The following is a 20,122-nucleotide window of genomic DNA, read 5'->3' as shown; positions in this document are numbered from 1 at the left end:
CCGCCGGGACCGCCCTGCGGACGCGGGCCGCCGGAGCCGCCCGGGGCACCCGGTCCGCCGGGACGCGGAGCGCCGCCGGGACGGGGCGCCTGCGGGCGGGCCATGCCGGTGCTGCCACCCGAGGTGAACGGATTGTTGCCGGGACGGGGGCCGGACGGGCGAGCGCCGGGACGCGGAGCACCCGAGCGCTCACCGCCGGGACGCGCCGCGCCGCCGGGGCGGGCGCCCTGGTCACGTCCCTGGCCGGGTGCGGCAGGACGCGCCGGACGCGGAGAGCCGCCGCCGGGAGCCGGGGCGGGACGACCGCCGGGCTTGGGGCCGGCGGGAGGCGCCGTGAACTCCGGCGAGGCCGGAGCGGGGGTCGCGGGCTTGGCCGGCGCAGGCTTCGGCGCCGGTGCCTTGGGCCCCGGGGTCGGACGCGGCCCGGGGGCCGGCGTCACGGGGGCACCGCCCTGCGGCGCCTCGGCGGCGGGCTTGGGCGCGCCGGGCTTGGGGGCAGCAGGACGGGCCGTCGCACCCGGGGTGGGGGCGGACGGCTTGGAGGGCGCCGCCTTGCGGGGCGCGCCGGGCTTGCCAGCGGCGCGGCCGGAGCCGTTGCCCTGCTGGAAAGCGTCGGTCAGCTTGCGAACAACAGGCGCCTCGATCGTCGAGGACGCCGAACGTACGAATTCACCGAGTTCCTGGAGCTTGGCCATGACGACCTTGCTCTCAACTCCGAACTCCTTGGCGAGTTCGTATACCCGGACCTTAGCCACTTCGCTCCTTTGAGGTCCGGGTTCCGCCGGACCGTCGCTACTTCATGGGCGTACTCATCGCGTACTCATCGAGTGCTCATCGCAATCTCGACCTACTTCCGACTCGCGAGGTACCTGACCGCACGGTCACCCGTGCCGTTCACTTACGGTGCCGCTCGGTGCGGCGGATTGACCGGCTTGCTCGACCCGGAGACGGAGCTCCGTTGTCCCGAGCGGGCCCCGGGTCCTGAAGGCCCGGAGAAACGCCCGGCGGCGCACCGCCTGGTCGAGGCATGCCGTGACGGGGTGCACATAGGCACCCCGGCCGGGCAGCGTACCGCGCTGATCAAGGAGACATTCACCATCGACCAGCACCACACGCAGCAGATCGGCCTTGGCCGCTCGCTCCCGGCATCCCACACAGGTTCGCTCAGGGCATGCGCGGACGTGCGTCCGGCCAGACGTGCTCAAGTCTACCTCCCGCGCACCGACCTCACCCTTGTGGGGGTAATGTCCGAACGCCAGTTCCTTATTCCGGGCTGTGTGCAGGTCCGGCGCCCTGCTGCGGCTCGGTGTCCGGGCGGATGTCGATCCGCCAGCCCGTGAGCCGTGCGGCCAGCCGCGCATTCTGGCCTTCCTTGCCGATCGCCAGTGAGAGCTGGTAGTCGGGCACCGTGACCCGGGCCGAGCGGGCTGCCGCATCGACCACCTCGACCTTGCTCACCCGTGCGGGCGAGAGCGCGTGGGCCACGAGCTCGGCCGGGTCGTCCGACCAGTCCACGATGTCGATCTTCTCGCCGTTCAGCTCGGCCATCACGGCGCGCACCCGTCCGCCCATCGGACCGATGCAGGCCCCCTTGGCGTTCAGGCCCGACCGCATCGACCGCACAGCGATCTTGGTGCGGTGGCCGGCCTCACGGGCGATGGCAGCGATCTCCACCGAACCGTCCGCGATCTCCGGCACCTCCATGGCGAACAGCTTCTTCACCAGATTGGGGTGGGTGCGCGAGAGCGTCACCGACGGGCCCCGCACGCCCTTGACCACCCGGACGACGTACGTCCGCAGCCGCGTGCCGTGCGGGTACTCCTCGCCCGGCACCTGCTCCTGCACGGGCAGGATCGCCTCGAGCCTGCCGATGTCGACGAGCACGTTCTTCGGGTCCTTGCCCTGCTGGACGATACCGGCGACCACGTCGCCCTCGCGGCCGGCGTACTCACCGAAGGTGATCTCCTCCTCGGCGTCCCGCAGCCGCTGCAGAATGACCTGCTTGGCCGTGGACGCGGCGATCCGGCCGAAGCCCGACGGTGTGTCGTCGAATTCGCGCGGCTCGGCGCCCTCCTCGAGGTCGGCCCGGTCCTCCTTGGCCCACACCGTGACGTGCCCGGTGTTGCGGTCCAGCTCGACCCGGGCCTGACGGCGGCTTCCCTCGGTGCGGTGGTAGGCGATGAGGAGCGCCGCTTCGATCGCCTCGACCAGCAGGTCGAACGAGATGTCCTTTTCGCGCACCAGGCCCCGCAGGGCACTCATGTCGATGTCCACGGCTACGCCTCCTTCTGGCTTCCGTCGGCCGTGTCCCCGCCCGCGGGGCCGGCCTTGCGGTTGAACTCGATTTCCACGCGCGCCTTGGCAATGCCGGCGAAGTCCAGCCGACGGGCCGTCGCCTTGCGGCCCTTCACACCCGGCACCTCGAGGTCGAGCCCCGCGTCGTCGACACCGGTGATCCGCGCGACCAGCTCACCGCCCTCGGCCAGCTGAAGCCTGATCAGACGTCCCATCGCCCGGCGGTAGTGCCGCAGCTCGGACAACGGGCGCTCGGCGCCGGGGGACGTGACCTCCAGGACGTACGGGGCCCCGCCCATCACGTCCGACTCGTCGAGCAGCGCGGAGATCTCCCGGCTGAGTTCGGCACACGCGTCCAACTGCACACCCTCGTCGGAATCCACCACGACGCGGAGCACACGGCGCTTCCCGGCCGGGGTCACCTCGATCTCTTCCAGGTCCAGCTCTCGGGCGATGACCAGCGGTTCGAGCAGTCCGCGCAGCCTCTCGCTCTGGGTGGTGCTCATCCGGGTGACTCCTCGGCCGCGTGTGCTGTTGTGGGGGTGGGCGCGTGTCCAGAGGAAAGGGTATCCGGTTGCGGGCGGTGATGCCGCCGCCCGCCCCCGGCGTGGAACGAGCCGGTCGTCAACCCGGGGTGGACGCGCAGGTACTCTCATCCGCAGCTGATCAAGGTCGTCCCTCCGGGCCGCATGCCACGTCGGCCGGTCCCCGCATGCCCACAGGCCCCCAGCTCACCGGCCCTTGTCCCACAGGATGTGAACCGTGCCGCTTCCCATGCCGTCGCGGGCCCCGGCCGGGCCGCCCCGAAGGACCGTCCTCAACCGCGTGGCGGTTCTCTGTACGGCCGGATCCGCCGCAGCCCTGCTCTCCGCCTGCTCGGACGAAGGCAGCAGCGCCGCGCAGCGGCGGGGCGAGGCGGCGGCCCGCGCACTCCGTACACGTTCCGCCCGGGAGAGCCTGACGCTGCTGGAGCGCTACGACGCGACCCTCGACGCACATCCCGCGCTGGCCGGCCGGCTCCGGCCGCTGAGGGACGAAGTCGCCCGGCATGCCAAGGCGTTCGGGAATTCCCGGGGCCCCGCTTCACCGTCCGTCCCGTCCTCCGTCTCCCCGGGCTCCACGGCCCGCGCGGCCGGCCCCGAGGCCCCGGAGATTCCCGGCGACGAGAAGAAGGCCGTCGCCGAACTGGCGGGCGCCGAGCGCCGGCTGGCCGACACCCGCTCGGCCGCGCTGCTGGACGCCCCGCCGGAAGTCGCACGGGTGCTGGCATCGGTCGCCGCGGCCGGGGCGGCACACGCGTACCTCCTGACGGAGGGCAGCTGAATGGGCGGTTCGAAGCGGATCCGGGCAGCAGCGAAGGGTGCGGACATGACGGCACACGGCAGCTCCGGCACCACCGGCCGGGCGGGCACACCCGACTCGGGAACGCTCGAAGCGGCCCAGGCGGCCCTGCGCGCCGAACACGCCGTCGTCTACGGCTACGGCGTCGTGGGGGGCCGCATCGACGACGACCGCCGTGCGGAGGCGCGCTCCGGCTGCGACGCCCACCGGGCCCGCCGGGACGCGATGCACCGCGCCGTGCGCCGCCTCGGCGGCCGGCCCGAGGCGTCCGCCGCCGCCTATGCCATGCCCTTCCCGGTACCGGACGCGGCCGCGGCCGCCCGGCTCGCCGCCGAACTCGAGGACCGGGTCGCCGGCGTCTACGCCGACCTCGTGCAGGCCTCGAACGGCTCGCTGCGCCGTGACGCCGCGTCGGCCCTGCGGGAGGCGGCGGTCCGGGCGGTGCGCTGGCGGGGCCGCAGCGTAGCCTTCCCTGGACTCGCCGAACGGTCCGAGTCCGCCTCCCCGCCCGGATCCACGAGCGGCACGCCGGACTCGCTCTGACGGCACGCCACGGCCCAGCGCGGGAAGGGGACAGCAGGAGGATGGGTTCAGCAGCACAGCCGGAGGGCGCCGCCGGCCTCCGGGCTCCGCGACGGCTGGTCCAGGCACTCGCGGCGGCACCGGGAAGCGCCGACGCGCTGTGGCTCGAGCAACTGCCCTCCTTGGCAGGGGGGTTGCTGGACCGCTGGGAACTGACGGCCGAGCGGGTGCAGGCGCCGGGCGGGCGCAGCAGCCTGGTGGTGCTCGTCCGGCGTGCCGACGGTGAGGCCGCGGCCCTGAAACTCCTGCCGCCCTCGGCCCGCGGCCTGCGGGAGGAAGCCGCCCTGGCGCACTGGAACGGTTGGGGAGCCGTGCGGCTGCTGGACGTCGATCCCGACGCGGGCGCGCTGCTGCTGGAACGGCTGCACGGCGAGGTGTCGCTGAGTGCGCTGCCGGACGCGAAGGCCCTGCTGGAGGCAGCGGGCACGGTGCGTCGGCTGTGGGTGGAACCGCCGGAGGACCATCCGTTCGAGACCGTGGCCGAGTGCACGGCGCGGGCCGCGGGCCGGATGCGGGCCGCGGCGGACCGGCCGGAGGCCGCCGACCTCGGGCCACTGGTCGACGAGGCGCTCGCGGCCCGGGACCGGCTGACGGCCGACCCGTCCGAGATGTTCCTGCTGCACGGACGCTTCCGGCAGGGGAAGGTGCTCTCGGCCGACCGCATGCCCTGGCTGGCCGTCGGCCCGGAACCCCTGGTCGGCGAGCGCGCCTACGACCTGGCCCGGCTGGTCCGGGACCGGATGGAGGACCTGGTCGCCGCCTCGGCGGGAGCGTCCTCGGCCCGGCGGCGCATCGTGCGGCTCGCCGACTCGCTCGAGGTGGACGGCGAACGGCTGCGGGCCTGGGCCCTGTTCCGGGCCGTCGATTCGGGCACCCGGCTCATCGCCGAGGGCCGCGCGCGGGAGGGCGCGCTGCTGCTGGAGTACGCGGGCTGGCTGTGAACGCACCCCGCCGAGGTGCTCTGCGGGGCCAGGCCGGGCCCCCCAGAGCAGCTGCGTCGTTCAGCGCCCCAGGCGGGCCAGTGCGTCGTCGAGCGGCAGTTGCTCGCGCTCACCGGTCCGGCGGTCCTTGAGCTCGACCACGCCCTCGGCTGCGCGCCGTCCGACGACGAGGATCGTCGGTACGCCGATGAGCTCGGCGTCGGTGAACTTCACGCCGGGCGAGACTCCGGCCCGGTCGTCGACGAGCACGCGCACACCGAGGGCCTGGAGCTTCTCGGCGACCTCGAGAGCCATCTCGGTCTGACGCGCCTTGCCCGCCGCGACGACGTGGACGTCCGCCGGTGCGACCTCGCGCGGCCAGCACAGGCCCTGGTCGTCGGCGGTCTGCTCGGCCAGCGCCGCAACGGCGCGGGAGACGCCGATGCCGTACGAGCCCATGGTGACGCGGACCGGCTTGCCCTCCCGGCCCAGCACGTCGAGCTCGAAGGCGTCGGCGTACTTGCGGCCCAGCTGGAAGATGTGGCCGATCTCGATGGCCCGGCCGATCTCCAGCCCGGTACCGCACTTCGGGCAGGGGTCGCCCGGCTCGACGACGACGACGTCCAGGTAGCGGTCCACCTCGAAGTCGCGGCCGCACACCACGTTGCGGGCGTGCTTGCCCTCCTTGTTCGCCCCGGTCACCCAGGACGTGCCGGACGCGACGCGGGGGTCGGCGATGTACTCGAACGCCTCGCCCGCCAGTCCTTGCGGTCCGACGTAGCCGCGGACCAGCTCCGGGCGGCCGGCGAAGTCGTCGGCGGTCACCAGCTCGACGACAGCCGGGGCGAGGTGCTCGCCCAGCTTGCCGAGGTCGACCTCGCGGTCACCGGGCACACCGACGGCGGTGATCACGCCGTCGACCTTGACCAGCAGGTTCTTCAGCGTGGCCGAGGCCGGGACGTCCAGGTGCGCGGCCAGGGTCTCGATGGTCGGGGTGTCCGGGGTGTCCAGCTCCTCGACCGGGAGGTGCTCGACCGGGGCGACCGGCGCCACGACCGTGGTGACCGCTTCGGTGTTGGCGGCGTAGTCGCAGGCCGGGCAGTCGACGAAGGTGTCCTCGCCGGCGGCTGCCGGGGCCAGGAACTCCTCGGACGCCGAACCTCCCATGGCACCGGAGACGGCCGAGACGATCCGGTAGTCGAAGCCGAGCCGCTCAAAGATCCGGGTGTACGCCTCACGGTGCAGCCGGTAGGACTCGGACAGGCCCTCGTCGTCCGTGTCGAAGGAGTACGAGTCCTTCATCTGGAACTCGCGGCCGCGCAGCACGCCGGAGCGGGGGCGGGCCTCGTCCCGGTACTTGGTCTGGATCTGGTAGAGGATGACCGGCAGGTCCTTGTAGGACGAGCACTGGTCCTTCACGACCTGGGTGAAGATCTCCTCGTGCGTCGGACCGAGCAGGTACTCGCCGCCCTTGCGGTCCTTGAGGCGGAAGAGCAGCTCGCCGTACTCCTCCCAGCGGCCGCTGGTCTCGTAGGGCTCCTTCGGCAGCAGCGCCGGGAGCAGCACCTCCTGGCCGCCGATGGCGTCCATCTCCTCACGGACCACGCGGGAGACGTTCTCCAGGACCTTCTTGCCCAGAGGCAGCCAGGTCCAGATGCCTGCGGCCGATCGGCGGACATACCCGGCGCGGACCAGCAGCTTGTGGCTGGCGGTCTCGGCATCGGCCGGGTCGTCGCGCAGAGTCTTGAGCATCATGCGGGACATGCGCTGGACCATGAGGTGTCTCCTGCTTGCGTAGTGCGATTGGCAGGAAGGTTATCGGGCCCGGGCCGCCAGGTGATAACCGTTGGGCTCGGTCCCCGTCTGCCGCCCGGCTCCGCCCGCCTGCACATCCGCCTCATGGCGGGACGCCATCGGCGGGCCGGGGCCTACCTCAGCAGCGGCAGCGGCGCACCCATCACCGCGTACGGGCTGGCGGCGTTCGGGAAGACCACACGCCGGACCAGATCGCGGTAGCCGAGCGAGCGGTAGAGAGCCCGGGCCGGGCTGTCGGTGTCGATCGCGGACAGGATGCTGCGGGGCTGCTCCGCCCGGTCGGTGAGGGTGGTGATCAGTTCCCGGCCGATGCCGCGCTTCTGGTAGTCGGGGTGCACATGCAGCTCGGTGACGACGAACGCGTTGTCGAGCCAGCCGTCCAGCCCCTCGGCGCGCAGTCGCGGCTCGACGACACTGGACCACCAGTGGCTGCGGTCGTTGGGCATGCCGTAGACGAACCCGACCAGACGTCCGGTCGGGGTGGTGGCCCCCAGGGCCCTGGCGCCGGGGTTCGTGAGGTGCCGGAGCACGATGTGCCGCCGCACCTCGATCTCCTCGTCGCCGAGGCCGAAGGCCAGCGCCTGAACGGCCAGCGCCTCATCGACCCGGGAGGCGAGGTCCAGCGGTCCGACCCGCACGTCATCCATGGCCGGAGACTACCCGCAGCGCGACGGTCCACCGCTCGCGCGCATCCTTCCGCGTGCGGCGGACCGGACGGCGCGGTGCCGCGGAGGGGTCCGCGGAACACCGGCGGCTGCCCGGGCTCAGAACAGGACGCTCATGAACGTGCCGGTCTCCCGGAAGCCGACCCTGCGGTAGGCGGCCCGGGCGGGGATGTTGAAGTCATTGACGTACAGGCTCGCCACGGGCGCCACGTCGTCCAGGGCATAGCGCAGCACGGCCGCCATGCCGGTCTCGGAGAACCCGCGGCCGCGGTGCTCGGGGGCCACCCACACGCCCTGGATCTGGCAGGCCTTGGCGGTCGCGGCCCCGATCTCCGCCTTGAAGACCACCTGCCCGTTCTCGATGCGGGCGAAGGAACGCCCGGATCCGACGAGTTCGGCGACACGTGCCTGATAGAGCAACCCGCCGTCGGCCGCCAGCGGGGAGACCCCGACCTCCTCGGTGAACATCGCGACGCACGCCGGCATGAGGACGTCCATCTCGTCCTTGCGGATGCGGCGCACCAGCGGGTCGGGCTCGATGCCGGCAGGCATCTCGGAGGTGACCATGAGCGGCTGGTTGGCGCGGACCTCGCGGGCCGGCCCCCACGAGGGCTCGAGGAGGGACCAGAGCCGGCCGGTGCTCTCCGCCGGGCCCACGATGGACGAGCAGCGCCGTCCCGCCCGGCGGGCCCGGTCGGCGAAGGCGCGTACGGCTTCCGGCCCGGCGCAGATGGGGACGAGGTTGGCGCCCGCGTAGCACAGGGCGTCGAGGCGGCCGTCCGCATCGTGCCAGCCCCAGATCTCGCCACCGAGCCGCCACGGATCGAGCCCGACGGCCTCGACGCGTGCCGCGACGAACGCGTTGGTGACCGGGTCCCGGTCGAGCACCGCGAGGGCCGCGCCGAGCTCATCGGGCTCGAGGACCCTGGATGTGGTCGTCGTCAACACTTCGGGGCCTCACCGTACGTCTGCCGCTGCGCCGTTCCGGGGTGTCGGACCTGGTCGCGCCGGTGCGCGGGGGACCCCGGTCCGACGAACTGTACCGGGCGGTTCGCGGCTGTGCCGCCTCCGGCCGGGAACAGCGGAGCCCCGTCCGGTCCCGGCGGCGCCGGGTGGGACGGGGCTCGGCGGAGCGGTGGCGGGTCAGCCGACCGAGACCTCCGGATCCCCGGACATCACGCCGTCCTTCTCCATCTGCTCGGCGATCTTCATCGCTTCCTCGATCAGGGTCTCCACGATCTTCGACTCCGGCACGGTCTTGATGACCTCCCCCTTCACGAAGATCTGGCCCTTGCCGTTGCCGGAGGCGACGCCGAGGTCGGCCTCGCGGGCCTCGCCGGGACCGTTGACGACGCAGCCCATGACGGCGACGCGCAGCGGCACCTCGAGGCCGTCGAGCCCGGCGGTGACCTGGTCGGCGAGCTTGTAGACGTCGACCTGGGCACGGCCGCAGGACGGGCAGGAGACGATCTCCAGCCGACGCTGGCGCAGGTTCAGCGCCTCGAGGATGGAGATGCCGACCTTGACCTCCTCGGCCGGCGGCGCGGAGAGGGAGACCCGGATGGTGTCGCCGATGCCCTCGCTGAGCAGCGCGCCGAAGGCGACGGACGACTTGATGGTGCCCTGGAACGCCGGGCCGGCCTCGGTCACTCCGAGGTGCAGCGGGTAGTCGCACTGCGCGGCGAGTTGCCGGTAGGCGTTGACCATGACGACGGGGTCGTTGTGCTTCACGGAGATCTTGATGTCGCGGAAGCCGTGCTCCTCGAACAGCGAGCACTCCCACAGCGCGGACTCGACGAGCGCCTCGGGGGTTGCCTTGCCGTACTTCTCCAGCAGCCGCTTGTCGAGGGAGCCCGCGTTGACGCCGATGCGGATCGGGATGCCGGCGTCGGAGGCGGCCTTGGCGATCTCCTTCACCTTGTCGTCGAACTGGCGGATGTTGCCGGGGTTCACGCGCACCGCGGCACAGCCGGCGTCGATCGCGGCGAAGACGTACTTGGGCTGGAAGTGGATGTCCGCGATCACGGGGATCTGGGACTTCCTGGCGATGACGGGGAGCGCCTCGGCGTCGTCCTGGGAGGGGCAGGCGACCCGGACGATCTGGCACCCCGACGCCGTGAGCTCGGCGATCTGCTGGAGGGTGGCGCCGACGTCGGCGGTCACTGTCGTCGTCATCGACTGCACCGAGACGGGGGCGTCGCCGCCGACGGCCACGGAACCGACCTGGATCTTCCGGCTGTGCCGGCGGTCGGCGAGCTTGGTCGGAACGGACGGCATTCCTAGCGAAATCGCAGTCATCAGGCGTGCAACCCCAAGGTGTGGATCAAGGTCCCGAGATCGGCGGGCTCCAGGCACCGAGATTACGGCACGCCCCCTGGGGCGGGCACATCCAGCCCGGGCCGGGGCTGCGGACCACCCGAAGGCACGCAGCGGGCGCGGCACGCACAGCGCCGCCGCCGGACGGATGCCCGGCGGCGGCGCGCAGGTGGGAGGACTCAGGAGATGCGGACCGGGTTGACCACGTCGGCCACCAGGACCAGCAGGGTGAAGCAGACGAAGACTCCGGCGACGACGTAGGCGAACGGCATGAGCCTCGCCACATCGAACGGCCCCGGATCCGGGCGCCGGAACAGCCGGGCCGCATGCCGTCGCACGGACTCCCAGAGCGCGCCGGCCATGTGGCCGCCGTCCAGCGGCAGCAGCGGGAGCATGTTGAACAGGAAGAGCGACAGGTTGACCCCGGCGAGGACGTTGAGGAAGAACGCCACCCGCCAGGCCGCCGGGATGTCCATCGCGAAGACCTCGCCGCCGATGCGGGCCGCGCCGACCATGCCGACCGGGGAGTCCTGCTTGCGTTCGCCGTCGTTGAAGGCGGCGTCCCACAGGGCGGGGACCTTCGACGGCACGTCGACCAGCGACTGCACACCCGAGGTGATCATGTCGCCCATCCGGTCCACGGACTGGCCGAAGGACTGCTGGACGACCCCCGTGGCGGGGCTGAAGCCGAGGAAGCCCGCGGTGACGTAGCTGTCCGGGACGACCCGGCCGTTCTCGTCGTACTTCACCAGCTTGTTGGCCACCAGGTCGGCGTGCAGGGTCTTGGTGGCGCCGTCGCGCTGGACGGTGATGGTGGCCCGGCCGACGGTGTCGCGGATGGACTCCTGGAGCTGGGACCACTCGGTGATCGGCCGGCCGTTGAAGGCGGTGATCCGGTCGCCCGGCCGGAGCCCGGCCGCCTTGGCGGGCGAGTCCTTGTCACCCTTCTGGCACTTGTCACGGTTCTCGCTCTGGGAGATGACGCAGTCGGAGACGCTGCTGACGGTGGTGGTCTGGGTGTTGACCCCGAAGCCCATCAGCACGCCCATGAAGATCACCACGGCGAGGATCAGGTTCATGAACGGCCCGGCGAACATCACGATGAGCCGCTTCCACGGCTTGCGCGTGTAGAACAGTCGCTTGTCGTCGCCCGGCCGGAGCTCCTCGTAGGCGGCCGAGCGGGCGTCCTCGATCATGCCGCGCCACGGGGAGGTCGACCGCGCCTTGACCCTTCCGTCGTCCCCGGGCGGGAACATGCCGATCATGCGGATGTAGCCGCCGAGCGGGACGGCCTTGATGCCGTACTCGGTCTCACCACTGTGCCGTGACCAGATGGTCGGCCCGAAACCGACCATGTACTGCGGCACGCGGATGCCGAAGAGCTTGGCGGTCGACAGATGGCCCAGCTCGTGCCAGGCGATCGAGAACAACAGGCCCACGACGAAGACGACTATGCCGAGAACTGTCATCAGAGTCGTCATGCCCGGACCTCCGCCGATGCCTTCGCCGCCAGTTCGCGAGCGCGGGCACGCGCCCACTTCTCCGCCTCGAGGACGTCCGCCACGCTCAGGGTCGTTCCGCTGCGGGGGGTGCCGTGCTCGGCGACGACCTCTGCGACCGTATCCACAATCGCGGTGAAGGGCAGCCCGCCCGCCAGAAATGCGTCGACGCACTCCTCGTTGGCGGCGTTGAAGACGGCCGGGGCCGTGCCGCCGAGCCCGCCGACGTGACGGGCCAGGCCGACGGAGGGGAACGCCTCGTCGTCGAGCGGGAAGAACTCCCACGCAGAGGCCTTGGTCCAGTCGCAGGCCGGGGCGGCGTCCGGAACCCGGTCGGGCCATCCGAGGCCGACGGCGATGGGGCCGCTCATGTCCGGCGGGGTGACGTGGGCGAGCGTCGAGCCGTCGGTGAACTCCACCATCGAGTGAACGTAGGACTGCGGGTGGACGACGACCTCGATGCGCTCGAACGGGATGTCGTACAGCAGATGGGCCTCGATGACCTCGAGGCCCTTGTTGACGAGCGTCGCGCTGTTCACGGTGATCACGGGGCCCATGGCCCAGGTGGGATGCGCGAGGGCGTCCTCGGGGGTGACACCGGCGAGCTCGGCCCGGGTCCGGCCCCGGAAGGGCCCGCCGGACGCGGTGACGACCAGCTTCCGGACCTCGGCCCGGGTCCCGGCCGCCAGCGCCTGGAAGAGGGCGGCGTGCTCGGAGTCGACCGGGATGATCTGGCCGGGCTTGGCGACGGCCTTCACCAGCGGCCCGCCGACGATGAGCGACTCCTTGTTGGCGAGCGCGAGCGTGCGGCCCGCCTCGAGCGCGGCGAGGGTCGGCGCGAGGCCGATGGAACCGGTGATGCCGTTGAGCACGGTGTGACACGGCGAGGCGGCGAGTTCGGTGGCGGCGTCCGGGCCGGCCAGGATCGCGGGCAGCGGCTCACTGCCGTACTCGGCGGCCAGCGCCTCGCGCAGTGAGGGCACGGCCTCCTCGCGGGCCACCGCCACCGTCTTGACCCGCAGTCTCCGTGCCTGCTCGGCGAGCAGGCCGACCCGGCCTCCCGCCGCGGACAGCGCGGTGACGCGGAACCGGTCGGGGTTGCGCAGGACGAGGTCGATGGCCTGGGTGCCGACCGAGCCGGTGGAGCCGAGGACGACGATGTCACGGCGGCCTTCGGAGGCATCGAAGATCAGATGCGGGTCCGCGAGGGGAGAGGGGCTGTCGCTCATCCCCCCATTGTGTCGGGTCCCGGCCCGGGTTCGGTGACCCGGGCCGATCATGCGGCCGCGTTCCGGGCGCGGAACCGGATACGTCGGCCCCAGCCCACTCCCGACCGAGTCGCGAGGAACCGCCCGGCCCGGCCGCGGCCGCGGAACAACGGTATCCGTCACCGGCAGCGGCGGGCAGCATCCCGGGCACGATCTGCCGTGTGCCTGCTCCTGATCGGCGGAAATCTCTCTCGTGCGATGTTCCGGCTTCGACCCTGCTTCCTCCGCTGGTCACAGGTCGGCGACGCGCTCCGGCCCGGTCTCCGTCTCCGTCTCCGTCTCCGAGGTGAAAACGGTTGGCGCCACGGGTGATGCCGTGCTCGAATGCGGCGATGACCGATGCCTTCTCCGGTGGGTGGGACAGCGAGGCGCGACTCGTGGACGGCCGTTGGGTGGAACGCCGGCCGCGTCGACCCGAAGTGGCCGAACGGCTCCTGACGGAGACCCGGTTGATGCCGTGGCTCGCCCCCCGGCTGCCGCTGCCGGTTCCGGTGCCGCATCTGCTGAGCGATGAGCCGCTCGTCGTGCGTCACGAGCTGATTCCGGGTGAGCCGCTCGAAGGCCTCGATGCACCGCAGGGAAAGGCCCTGGGCGGCTTCCTCCGTCGGCTGCACGCGGTGCACGCCGCCGATGCGACCAGGGAGGGAGCGCCGGCGCCGCTGCGGGTTCTGGACGAGAGAGCGTCGCTCGTGGCCGACTTCCGCATCCGGGTACTGCCCCTGCTACCGCGGGAACTGCACCGGGCGGGGGTCGCGTTGCTGGATTCCGTTGTCCGGCTTCCAGCTGACGCACTGGTACACGGTGATCTGGGCCCGGCGCACGTACTCGGCAGGAACGGCGAACTGACCGGCGTCATCGACTTCTGCGACGCACACATCGGCGATGCGGCCATCGATCTTGCCTGGGCGCTGCACGGCACGCCGCCGGCGTTCGCCGACGCGCTGGCCGAAGCCTACGGAGTCACTCCGGAGATCCGTCGCCGAGCTCTTCTGTGGCACCGTCTTGGGCCGTGGCACGAGGTGCTGCACGGGTACAGAACGGGCCAGGATGCCTTCATCCGGTCCGGGCTGGAGGGTTCCCGAGTCCGATTGACCCTACCCGCGACGTGAGCGGAACGGCCGCCGCGGATGTTCTGGTCGGAGGGTGAGCTTCGTCGGATCCGGTCAGAGAGAGCCCGGCGGAGCCAGCCACTGCGTCGCCTGACCGGTCACCTCCGCGACGGTCTCGAAGTCTCGGTCGTAATGCAGCACCGTCAAACCCTGGAGCTCCGCGGTTGCCGCGATCATCAGGTCCACAGCCCCCGCGGAACGGTGCCGGCCTCGCTGCGTCAGCTCACGCTGGACGTCCCAAGCCCGCGAAACGGCACGGTCATCAAGGGGAGCCCCGCCGAAGAGCGCGTCGAGATCCGCGGCCAGCTCAGTACGGTCCTGGACGCTGCGGGAGCTGTAGAGGAATTCGATCTCCGTGATGGGGCATCGCGCGATGATCCCCTCCTCGAGGGGCTTCTCCCAGCTGGTGCGTGAAGGATCCTTCAGGATGCGCACGAGCGCGCTCGTGTCGATGAGGTAGACGGCAGCAGTCACGGTCGGTAGTTCTTCTTCTCCAAGAGGTCGTCGAACGCGCCGGCGTCCGCCTTCGCCGCGAGTCGAGCCAGTGCAACGGCCCGTCGTTTGCGCTCCACGCCTTCGCGGAGGGCCGCCGTGACGGTGTCCTTCTTGGTTTTGGTGCCGAAGGCGACAGCGGCATCAGCGAGCAACTGCTCGTCCACGTCGATGAGGGTCTTGGCCATGACAGCCACCTCCAGATATAACCACGTCTACTCTGGATATCTTAGCGCATATACAGCCGGGAGGCGGCCGCTCGCGCGGCCGCCTCCCGTACCGGTCTTCCACGGTCAGCGGAAGGGCCGGTGCACGTTCTCCTTGGCGGACGGTCCGGGGGTGGCGTCGGCGATCCAGGGGCCCTCCCCGGACGGGTCGACGACGCCGTCCTCGAGCCAGGTGTAGGCGCCGTTGAGCACACCCTTGACCAGCTTGCCGTCGATGTCGTCGGTGTTGGACCACAGCCGTCCGAAGAGCTCCTCGACCCGGATCCTGGCCTGTCGGCAGAAGACGTCGGCCAACTGGTACGCCTCGCGCCCGTTCTCGCCGCCGGCCCGGAGCATCTCGGCCCGGACGCAGGCCGCACTCATCGCGAACAGCTCCGCGCCGATGTCCACGATGCGTCCGAGGAAGCCCTGCTTGGTCTCCATCCGGCCCTGCCAGCGCGACATGGCGTAGAAGGTGGACCGGGCGAGTTTGCGCGCGGTGCGTTCGACGTAACGCACGTGCACCGACAGATCGGCGTGGCCGGCCGGGTTGAACTCACTGTAGGAGCGCGGGAGCTGCCCCGGTCCCGCGACGAGCTTGGGCAGCCAGCGCGCGTAGAAGCCACCCGCTCGCGCGGCCGCCTTGCCCTTGTCGCCCAGGCTCTTGTCCGGGTCGATGAGGTCACCGGCGACCGACAGGTGCGCGTCCACCGCCTCCCGGGCGATCAGCAGGTGCATGATCTCCGTCGATCCCTCGAAAATGCGGTTGATGCGCAGGTCGCGCAGCAACTGCTCGGTGGGAACAGCGCGTTCGCCACGGGCGGCGAGCGAGTCGGCGGTCTCGAAGCCGCGGCCGCCGCGGATCTGCACCAGTTCGTCTGCGATGGTCCAGGCCATCTCCGAGCCGTACAGCTTCGCGAGCGCGGCCTCGATGCGGATGTCGTTGCGGTCCTCGTCGGCCATCTGGCTGGCGAGGTCGACGACGGCCTCGAGGGCGAACGTCGTCGCCGCCATGAAGGAGATCTTCGAGCCGACCGCCTCGTGCCGGGCGATGGGCCTGCCCCACTGCTCGCGCACCGAGGACCATTCACGCGCGATCTGCAGACACCACTTGCCCGCGCCGACACACATCGCCGGCAGCGACAGCCGGCCGGTGTTCAGGGTGGTGAGCGCGATCTTGAGGCCGGCGCCCTCCGGGCCGATCCGGTTGGCCGCCGGCACCCGGACCCGGTGGAAGCGGGTCACGCCGTTCTCCAGCCCCCGCAGCCCCATGAAGGCATTGCGGTTCTCGACGGTGATGCCCTCGGACGCCGCCTCGACGACGAACGCCGTGATGCCGCCCTTGTGCCCCTCGGACACCGGGACGCGCGCCATGACCACCAGCAGATCGGCGACCACGCCGTTGGTCGTCCACAGCTTGACGCCGTCCAGCACATAGCTGTCGCCGTCCGGTACCGCGGTGGTGGCCAGCCGCGCCGGGTCGGAGCCCACGTCCGGTTCGGTCAGCAGGAAGGCGCTGATGTCCGTGCGAGCGCAGCGCGGCAGGAACGCCTCCTTCTGCTCCTGCGTGCCGAAGATCTTCACCGGCTGCGGCACCCCGATGGACTGGTGGGCGGAGAGCAGGGCTCCGACGGCCGGGCTGGCCGTGCCCACCATCGCGAGGGCCTTGTTGTAGTAGACCTGGGTGAGACCCAGCCCGCCGTACTTCGTGTCGATCTTCATGCCCAGGGCGCCGAGGTCCTTGAGGCCGTCGATGACCTCGTCGGGGATCCGGGCCTCGCGCTCGATCCGGGCGCCGTCGATCTGGGTCTCGCAGAAGTCGCGGAGCTTGGCGAGGAACTCCTCGCCGCGGCGGGCGTCGTCCTCCGGCGGCTTCGGGTGCGGGTGGATGAGGTCGAGGCGGAAGCGGCCCAGGAAGAGTTCCTTGGCGAAACTCGGCTTGCGCCAGTCCTGTTCACGGGCGGCCTCGGCCACCTGACGCGCCTCGCGCTCGGTGACGGTGGGCTTGAGGGGTGGGGCGGTCATGGGCACTCTCCCTTGCCGCGAGATCCGGTAGTGACGCTACGCGCACGTACGGAATCAGTTTGCCCCCCGCGGTTGCGACCGCCAAGTGGTACGGGCGTTCGGGTGTACGGCCCCGGGAAGCCGGGACGCGCACGGCCGGGACGCGGTGGGCGTCCCGGCCGTTCCGGTGCGTGTCCGTGCGGACCCGGCCGTCAGAGGTCGAGGCCGGTGAGGACCATGACCCGCTGGTAGGTGTAGTCCTCCATGGCGAACCTGACGCCCTCGCGGCCGACGCCGGAGCGCTTGGTGCCGCCGTACGGCATCTGGTCGGCGCGGTACGACGGCACGTCTCCGACGATCACACCGCCGACCTCGAGCGACCGGTGGGCGCGGAAGGCGGTCTGCACGTCGTGGGTGAACACACCCGCCTGCAGGCCGTACTTGGAGTCGTTGGCGACGGCGAACGCCTCGTCCTCGCCGTCGACCCGGTGGACCGTCATGACGGGCCCGAACACCTCCTCGCAGGAGATGGTGACCTCGGCCGGCACCTCGGCGAGCACCGTCGGGGCGTAGGAGGCGCCGTCGCGCTTGGCGCCGGTGAGCACCTTGGCCCCCGCCTGCACCGCCTCCTCGACCCAGGACTCGACCCGCTTGGCCGCGTCCTCGCTGACCAGGGGACCGACGTCAGTGGCGTCGTCGGAGGGGTCCCCGGTCACCAGGCCCTCGACCGCGGCGACGATCTTCGGCACCAGCCGGTCGTAGACCGAGGCGTCGGCGATCACCCGCTGCACGGAGATGCATGACTGGCCGCCCTGGTAGTTGGAGAAGGTGGCGATGCGCGCTGCGGCCCGGTCGAGGTCCTCGTCGGAGGACCAGTCGGCCAGCACGAGGGCCGCGCCGTTGCCGCCGAGCTCCAGGGTGGCGTGCTTGCGCGGCACGGAGTCCAGGATCTGGTAGCCGACCTTGTCCGAACCGGTGAAGGAGATGACCGGCAGCCGCGGGTCCTGGACGAGGGCGGGCATGCTCTCGTTGGCGACCGGCAGGATGCTCCACGAGCCCTCCGGCAGCTCGGTCTCGGCAAGCAGTTCACCGATGACGAGCCCGGACAGCGGCGTCGCCGGGGCCGGCTTGAGAATGATCGGGGTGCCGACCGCGATGGCCGGAGCGACCTTGTGGGCGCACAGGTTCAGCGGGAAGTTGAAGGGCGCGATGCCGAGAACCGTGCCCCGGGGGTAGCGACGCGTCAGCGCGAGCCGGCCGACGCCGCCGGCGTCGGTGTCGAGGCGCTGGGCCTCACCACCGTTGAACCGGCGTGCCTCCTCGGCGGCGAACCGGAAGACGGACACGGCTCGGCCGACCTCGCCCCGCGCCCACTTCATGGGCTTGCCGTTCTCGGCCGAGATCAGCCGCGCGAGCTCCTCGGTGCGCTCCACGATGCGGCGGGATACGTGGTCGAGAGCCGCGGCACGGACATGAGCGGGGGTCGCGGCGAACTCGTCGCGTACCGCGTCCGCAGCCGCGACGGCCTGCTCGACCTGAGCCTCGGTGGGAACGCTCACCTTGCCGACGAGGCGGCCGTCCCAGGGAGAGGTGACATCGATCGTGTCTTCGCCGGTCGCCTGACGGCCGGCGAGCCAGAACGCGTGGGTGGTGGTCACAGCGGATCCCGGCCCTTCCGAAGTGGTGGGAATGGTGCGGTTGGGTCTCGCAGAACCTGCAGCCGACACTCCGGCGCGCGACCGGGCCCCGGTACGGCATGCCGTGCGACCGGAAGCGTTGCGGCAGGCACTCTGCTTCCCACCGTAGGGGTCCCGCCGCGCTATGGCGTTTGTCCGACGTGGAGTGATGTGCCGCCGATGCCCTCCGGTTTGGCGCGCGAGTCCGGCGCCCGGTTCAGTCGAGAGGCGGTGACGTGGCCTTCAGCGCCAGCCAGAGCTCCATTCGCACGTCCGGATCGTCGAGCGACCGCCCGAGAATCTCCTCGACGCGGCGCATCCGGTACCGCAGGGTGTGCCGGTGGACGCCGAGGTCGGCCGCGGCGGCGTCCCACTGGCCGTGCCGGGACAGCCAGGCTCGCAGGGAGGCCACCAGATCACCGCGCCCGGTCGCGTCGTGTTCCCGCAGCGAGCGGAGCATGCCGTCGGCGAACGCCCGCACGGCGTCGTCGGCGAGCAGCGGCAGGACGGACCCGGCGGCGACGTGTTCGTGCTCCACGAGCGCACGGCCCCGGCGGCGGGCCACCGACAGCGCCTGGCGCGCCTGCCGGAAGGCGGCCGCCCCGGCGATGGGACCGGCCGGAGCGGACAGGCCCATGACGACCGCGGCGGGCGGCTGGTGCCGGCCCTCGGCCCCGCCCCGCGAACGGACGGCGGCGCGCTGTTCCTCGAGGCCGGCCGCGTACTCGGCGCAGGCGGCGGAGGCGGCCCCCGAGTCGGAGAACAGGACGACCAGACCGCTGCCGTCCGGGACGGCCAGCACCGTCTCCCCGTTGCGGGCTGCCGCCGCTTCGAGGACGTCGGCGAGCACGGCGAGGGGATCCCCGCCTGCTGCTGCCTCGTCGGACGGGACGCCGCCGTCCTGGGTGCCGGTCGCGGGCCCCGCCTCGGCGACCAGGATCCGGAACGGTGCGTCCAGCAGATCCCCGTACAGGTCCCCGGCGACCGTTCTCGCATGATCGGGCTCGCCGGCGAGCAGCATCCTCAGCAGGGCGGCGGCGAGCCGCTGTTCGGCCTCGTGCAACGCCCTGGAGCGTTCGGTGGTCAGGGTGAGCAGGGCGATGGCGGAGTTCACGGCGTAGCGGGCGCCGCTGCCCAGTGGCGCCCCGGTCCCGATGGCCAGGACACCGCGCGGGCGGCGGCCGGTACCCAGGGACTGGAGTTCGACCCGGTCCTCGCTCTCGGTGTCGTCGCCCCCGACGACGGCGGTCGCCGGAGCGTGGCGGCCCCGCAGCCGCTCGACCTCGGGCACGAGCCGGGCCGCCCGGCGCGCGGCCCACTCGGGGGCCGCGGTGACGACCGCGCCCGAGGCGTCGTAGAGAGCCGCCCAGCCGTCGACGTGCGCAGCCAGCCGGGCGAGCAGCGCGGTCGGGCCGTCCGCGCCGAGCAGGGCACGCGTCATTTCGCGCTGTGCCTCGAACCCGGCTGTGGCGGTGCGGTACTGGTCGGCCGCGATGGCCGCCGAGACCGCCTTGCTGATGGCGATGAACGGGGTGCGGCGCGGCACGGCCAGCAGCGGCAGGCCGGTCTCCTCGGCCGCGTCCAGCAGCGCCTGCGGCACGTCGTCGTAGTTCACGCCGACGGCGAAGCCGATGCCGACGACACCGGCGTCCGCCAGCCTTCGCACGTACCGGCGCATGGCGTCCGGATCTTCGGCCTCGAGCTTCATGCCCGTGGTGAGCAGCAGCTCCCCGCCGTCCATGTAGGGCACGGGATCGGCGAGTTCGCTGACGTGCGCCCATCGGACCGCGGTCTCCAGACGGTCCTCCCCGGCGCGCACGGCCAGCTTCAGCGCGGAGTGGTGGACGAGGGAGGACAGCGTGAGAGGCATGGCACCTTCAGGGACGATTTCGCCGTCCCGTACGAACGGCTCACCTCGATTCTGCCTCAGTGGA

19 protein-coding genes are annotated in these 20,122 nt (G+C 71.8%); 4 read left to right on the top strand and 15 right to left on the bottom strand.

Annotated features, from left to right (window positions below):
- The 4 genes from M1E25_RS16415 to rimP form a co-directional block, all read right to left on the bottom strand.
- A partial coding sequence (locus M1E25_RS16415) for a translation initiation factor IF-2 N-terminal domain-containing protein (RefSeq protein WP_251416118.1) occupies positions 1-755 on the bottom strand: 755 nt, incomplete at its 3' end.
- Between the two features lie 126 nt (positions 756-881).
- On the bottom strand, positions 882-1,205 hold the full coding sequence (locus M1E25_RS16410; protein ID WP_251416116.1) for a YlxR family protein: 324 nt from the start codon (positions 1,203-1,205) through the stop codon (positions 882-884).
- 58 nt (positions 1,206-1,263) lie between these two features.
- Positions 1,264-2,274: a transcription termination factor NusA gene (gene nusA, locus M1E25_RS16405; RefSeq protein ID WP_251416113.1), complete on the bottom strand. Its 1,011-nt coding sequence runs from the start codon at positions 2,272-2,274 to the stop codon at positions 1,264-1,266.
- A 2-nt stretch (positions 2,275-2,276) separates the two neighbouring features.
- Positions 2,277-2,801 (bottom strand): ribosome maturation factor RimP, encoded by a 525-nt coding sequence (gene rimP / locus M1E25_RS16400; protein ID WP_251416111.1) that lies wholly within the window; start codon positions 2,799-2,801, stop codon positions 2,277-2,279.
- Between the two features lie 268 nt (positions 2,802-3,069).
- Here rimP and M1E25_RS16395 point away from each other — a divergent pair, with 268 nt between their 5' ends.
- The 3 genes from M1E25_RS16395 to M1E25_RS16385 are packed head-to-tail and all read left to right on the top strand — an operon-like array spanning position 3,070 to position 5,159.
- Positions 3,070-3,618, top strand: a complete 549-nt coding sequence (locus M1E25_RS16395; RefSeq protein WP_285830854.1) for a hypothetical protein — start codon at positions 3,070-3,072, stop codon at positions 3,616-3,618.
- Between the two features lie 45 nt (positions 3,619-3,663).
- Entirely contained in the window at positions 3,664-4,179 is a 516-nt protein-coding gene (locus M1E25_RS16390) for a ferritin-like domain-containing protein (protein ID WP_251416107.1), read from the top strand.
- 41 nt (positions 4,180-4,220) lie between these two features.
- Complete coding sequence (locus M1E25_RS16385; RefSeq protein ID WP_251416105.1) at positions 4,221-5,159, top strand: aminoglycoside phosphotransferase family protein; 939 nt, start codon at positions 4,221-4,223, stop codon at positions 5,157-5,159.
- Positions 5,160-5,219: 60 nt separating this feature from the next.
- Here M1E25_RS16385 and M1E25_RS16380 read toward each other — a convergent pair whose 3' ends face one another.
- From M1E25_RS16380 to dxr, 6 genes are all read right to left on the bottom strand, one after another.
- A complete protein-coding gene (locus M1E25_RS16380) occupies positions 5,220-6,914 on the bottom strand; it encodes a proline--tRNA ligase (protein ID WP_251416103.1) in 1,695 nt (564 codons plus the stop codon).
- Between the two features lie 152 nt (positions 6,915-7,066).
- Positions 7,067-7,600 (bottom strand): GNAT family N-acetyltransferase, encoded by a 534-nt coding sequence (locus tag M1E25_RS16375; RefSeq protein ID WP_251416101.1) that lies wholly within the window; start codon positions 7,598-7,600, stop codon positions 7,067-7,069.
- Between the two features lie 117 nt (positions 7,601-7,717).
- Positions 7,718-8,566 (bottom strand): GNAT family N-acetyltransferase, encoded by an 849-nt coding sequence (locus tag M1E25_RS16370; RefSeq protein ID WP_251416098.1) that lies wholly within the window; start codon positions 8,564-8,566, stop codon positions 7,718-7,720.
- 195 nt (positions 8,567-8,761) lie between these two features.
- Positions 8,762-9,916: a flavodoxin-dependent (E)-4-hydroxy-3-methylbut-2-enyl-diphosphate synthase gene (gene ispG / locus M1E25_RS16365; RefSeq protein WP_251416095.1), complete on the bottom strand. Its 1,155-nt coding sequence runs from the start codon at positions 9,914-9,916 to the stop codon at positions 8,762-8,764.
- A gap of 197 nt (positions 9,917-10,113) precedes the next feature.
- Positions 10,114-11,415 (bottom strand): M50 family metallopeptidase, encoded by a 1,302-nt coding sequence (locus M1E25_RS16360; protein WP_251416093.1) that lies wholly within the window; start codon positions 11,413-11,415, stop codon positions 10,114-10,116.
- On the bottom strand, positions 11,412-12,662 hold the full coding sequence (dxr, locus tag M1E25_RS16355) for a 1-deoxy-D-xylulose-5-phosphate reductoisomerase (protein ID WP_251416091.1): 1,251 nt from the start codon (positions 12,660-12,662) through the stop codon (positions 11,412-11,414). Before dxr ends, M1E25_RS16360 begins: the two co-directional genes overlap by 4 nt.
- Before the next feature lie 371 nt (positions 12,663-13,033).
- Between dxr and M1E25_RS16350 the strand changes: the two genes are divergently transcribed.
- Complete coding sequence (locus tag M1E25_RS16350; RefSeq protein ID WP_251416089.1) at positions 13,034-13,810, top strand: phosphotransferase family protein; 777 nt, start codon at positions 13,034-13,036, stop codon at positions 13,808-13,810.
- A gap of 54 nt (positions 13,811-13,864) precedes the next feature.
- Here M1E25_RS16350 and M1E25_RS16345 read toward each other — a convergent pair whose 3' ends face one another.
- The 5 genes from M1E25_RS16345 to M1E25_RS16325 all read right to left on the bottom strand — a co-directional run bounded on the left by M1E25_RS16345 (position 13,865) and on the right by M1E25_RS16325 (position 20,058).
- A complete protein-coding gene (locus tag M1E25_RS16345) occupies positions 13,865-14,284 on the bottom strand; it encodes a PIN domain nuclease (protein WP_251416087.1) in 420 nt (139 codons plus the stop codon).
- On the bottom strand, positions 14,281-14,490 hold the full coding sequence (locus M1E25_RS16340; RefSeq protein WP_251416085.1) for a type II toxin-antitoxin system VapB family antitoxin: 210 nt from the start codon (positions 14,488-14,490) through the stop codon (positions 14,281-14,283). The genes M1E25_RS16345 and M1E25_RS16340 overlap by 4 nt, the downstream gene beginning before the upstream one ends.
- 105 nt (positions 14,491-14,595) lie before the next feature.
- Positions 14,596-16,533, bottom strand: a complete 1,938-nt coding sequence (locus M1E25_RS16335) for an acyl-CoA dehydrogenase family protein (RefSeq protein WP_251416083.1) — start codon at positions 16,531-16,533, stop codon at positions 14,596-14,598.
- A gap of 191 nt (positions 16,534-16,724) precedes the next feature.
- Positions 16,725-18,170, bottom strand: coding sequence for an aldehyde dehydrogenase family protein (locus M1E25_RS16330; protein WP_251416081.1), 1,446 nt, complete (start codon positions 18,168-18,170; stop codon positions 16,725-16,727).
- A 235-nt stretch (positions 18,171-18,405) separates the two neighbouring features.
- Complete coding sequence (locus tag M1E25_RS16325; protein ID WP_251416078.1) at positions 18,406-20,058, bottom strand: PucR family transcriptional regulator; 1,653 nt, start codon at positions 20,056-20,058, stop codon at positions 18,406-18,408.
- Positions 20,059-20,122 lie beyond the last annotated feature (64 nt).

The sequence above is a fragment of the Streptomyces meridianus genome (assembly GCF_023703325.1).
GTDB lineage: Bacteria > Actinomycetota > Actinomycetes > Streptomycetales > Streptomycetaceae > Streptomyces > Streptomyces meridianus.
This window is presented reverse-complemented; position numbering and strand designations above follow the sequence as displayed.

Bases quoted from the DNA above. Each gene is read 5' to 3' on its own strand.
- M1E25_RS16335 (WP_251416083.1), bottom strand. From the start codon at position 16,533: ATGACCGCCCCACCCCTCAAGCCCACCGTCACCGAGCGCGAGGCGCGT.
- M1E25_RS16350 (WP_251416089.1), top strand. From the start codon at position 13,034: ATGACCGATGCCTTCTCCGGTGGGTGGGACAGCGAGGCGCGACTCGTG.
- M1E25_RS16380 (WP_251416103.1), bottom strand. From the start codon at position 6,914: ATGGTCCAGCGCATGTCCCGCATGATGCTCAAGACTCTGCGCGACGAC.
- ispG (WP_251416095.1), bottom strand. From the start codon at position 9,916: ATGACTGCGATTTCGCTAGGAATGCCGTCCGTTCCGACCAAGCTCGCC.
- M1E25_RS16340 (WP_251416085.1), bottom strand. From the start codon at position 14,490: ATGGCCAAGACCCTCATCGACGTGGACGAGCAGTTGCTCGCTGATGCC.
- rimP (WP_251416111.1), bottom strand. From the start codon at position 2,801: ATGAGCACCACCCAGAGCGAGAGGCTGCGCGGACTGCTCGAACCGCTG.
- M1E25_RS16325 (WP_251416078.1), bottom strand. From the start codon at position 20,058: ATGCCTCTCACGCTGTCCTCCCTCGTCCACCACTCCGCGCTGAAGCTG.
- M1E25_RS16390 (WP_251416107.1), top strand. From the start codon at position 3,664: ATGACGGCACACGGCAGCTCCGGCACCACCGGCCGGGCGGGCACACCC.
- M1E25_RS16360 (WP_251416093.1), bottom strand. From the start codon at position 11,415: ATGACGACTCTGATGACAGTTCTCGGCATAGTCGTCTTCGTCGTGGGC.
- M1E25_RS16375 (WP_251416101.1), bottom strand. From the start codon at position 7,600: ATGGATGACGTGCGGGTCGGACCGCTGGACCTCGCCTCCCGGGTCGAT.
- dxr (WP_251416091.1), bottom strand. From the start codon at position 12,662: ATGAGCGACAGCCCCTCTCCCCTCGCGGACCCGCATCTGATCTTCGAT.
- M1E25_RS16385 (WP_251416105.1), top strand. From the start codon at position 4,221: ATGGGTTCAGCAGCACAGCCGGAGGGCGCCGCCGGCCTCCGGGCTCCG.
- M1E25_RS16395 (WP_285830854.1), top strand. From the start codon at position 3,070: ATGCCGTCGCGGGCCCCGGCCGGGCCGCCCCGAAGGACCGTCCTCAAC.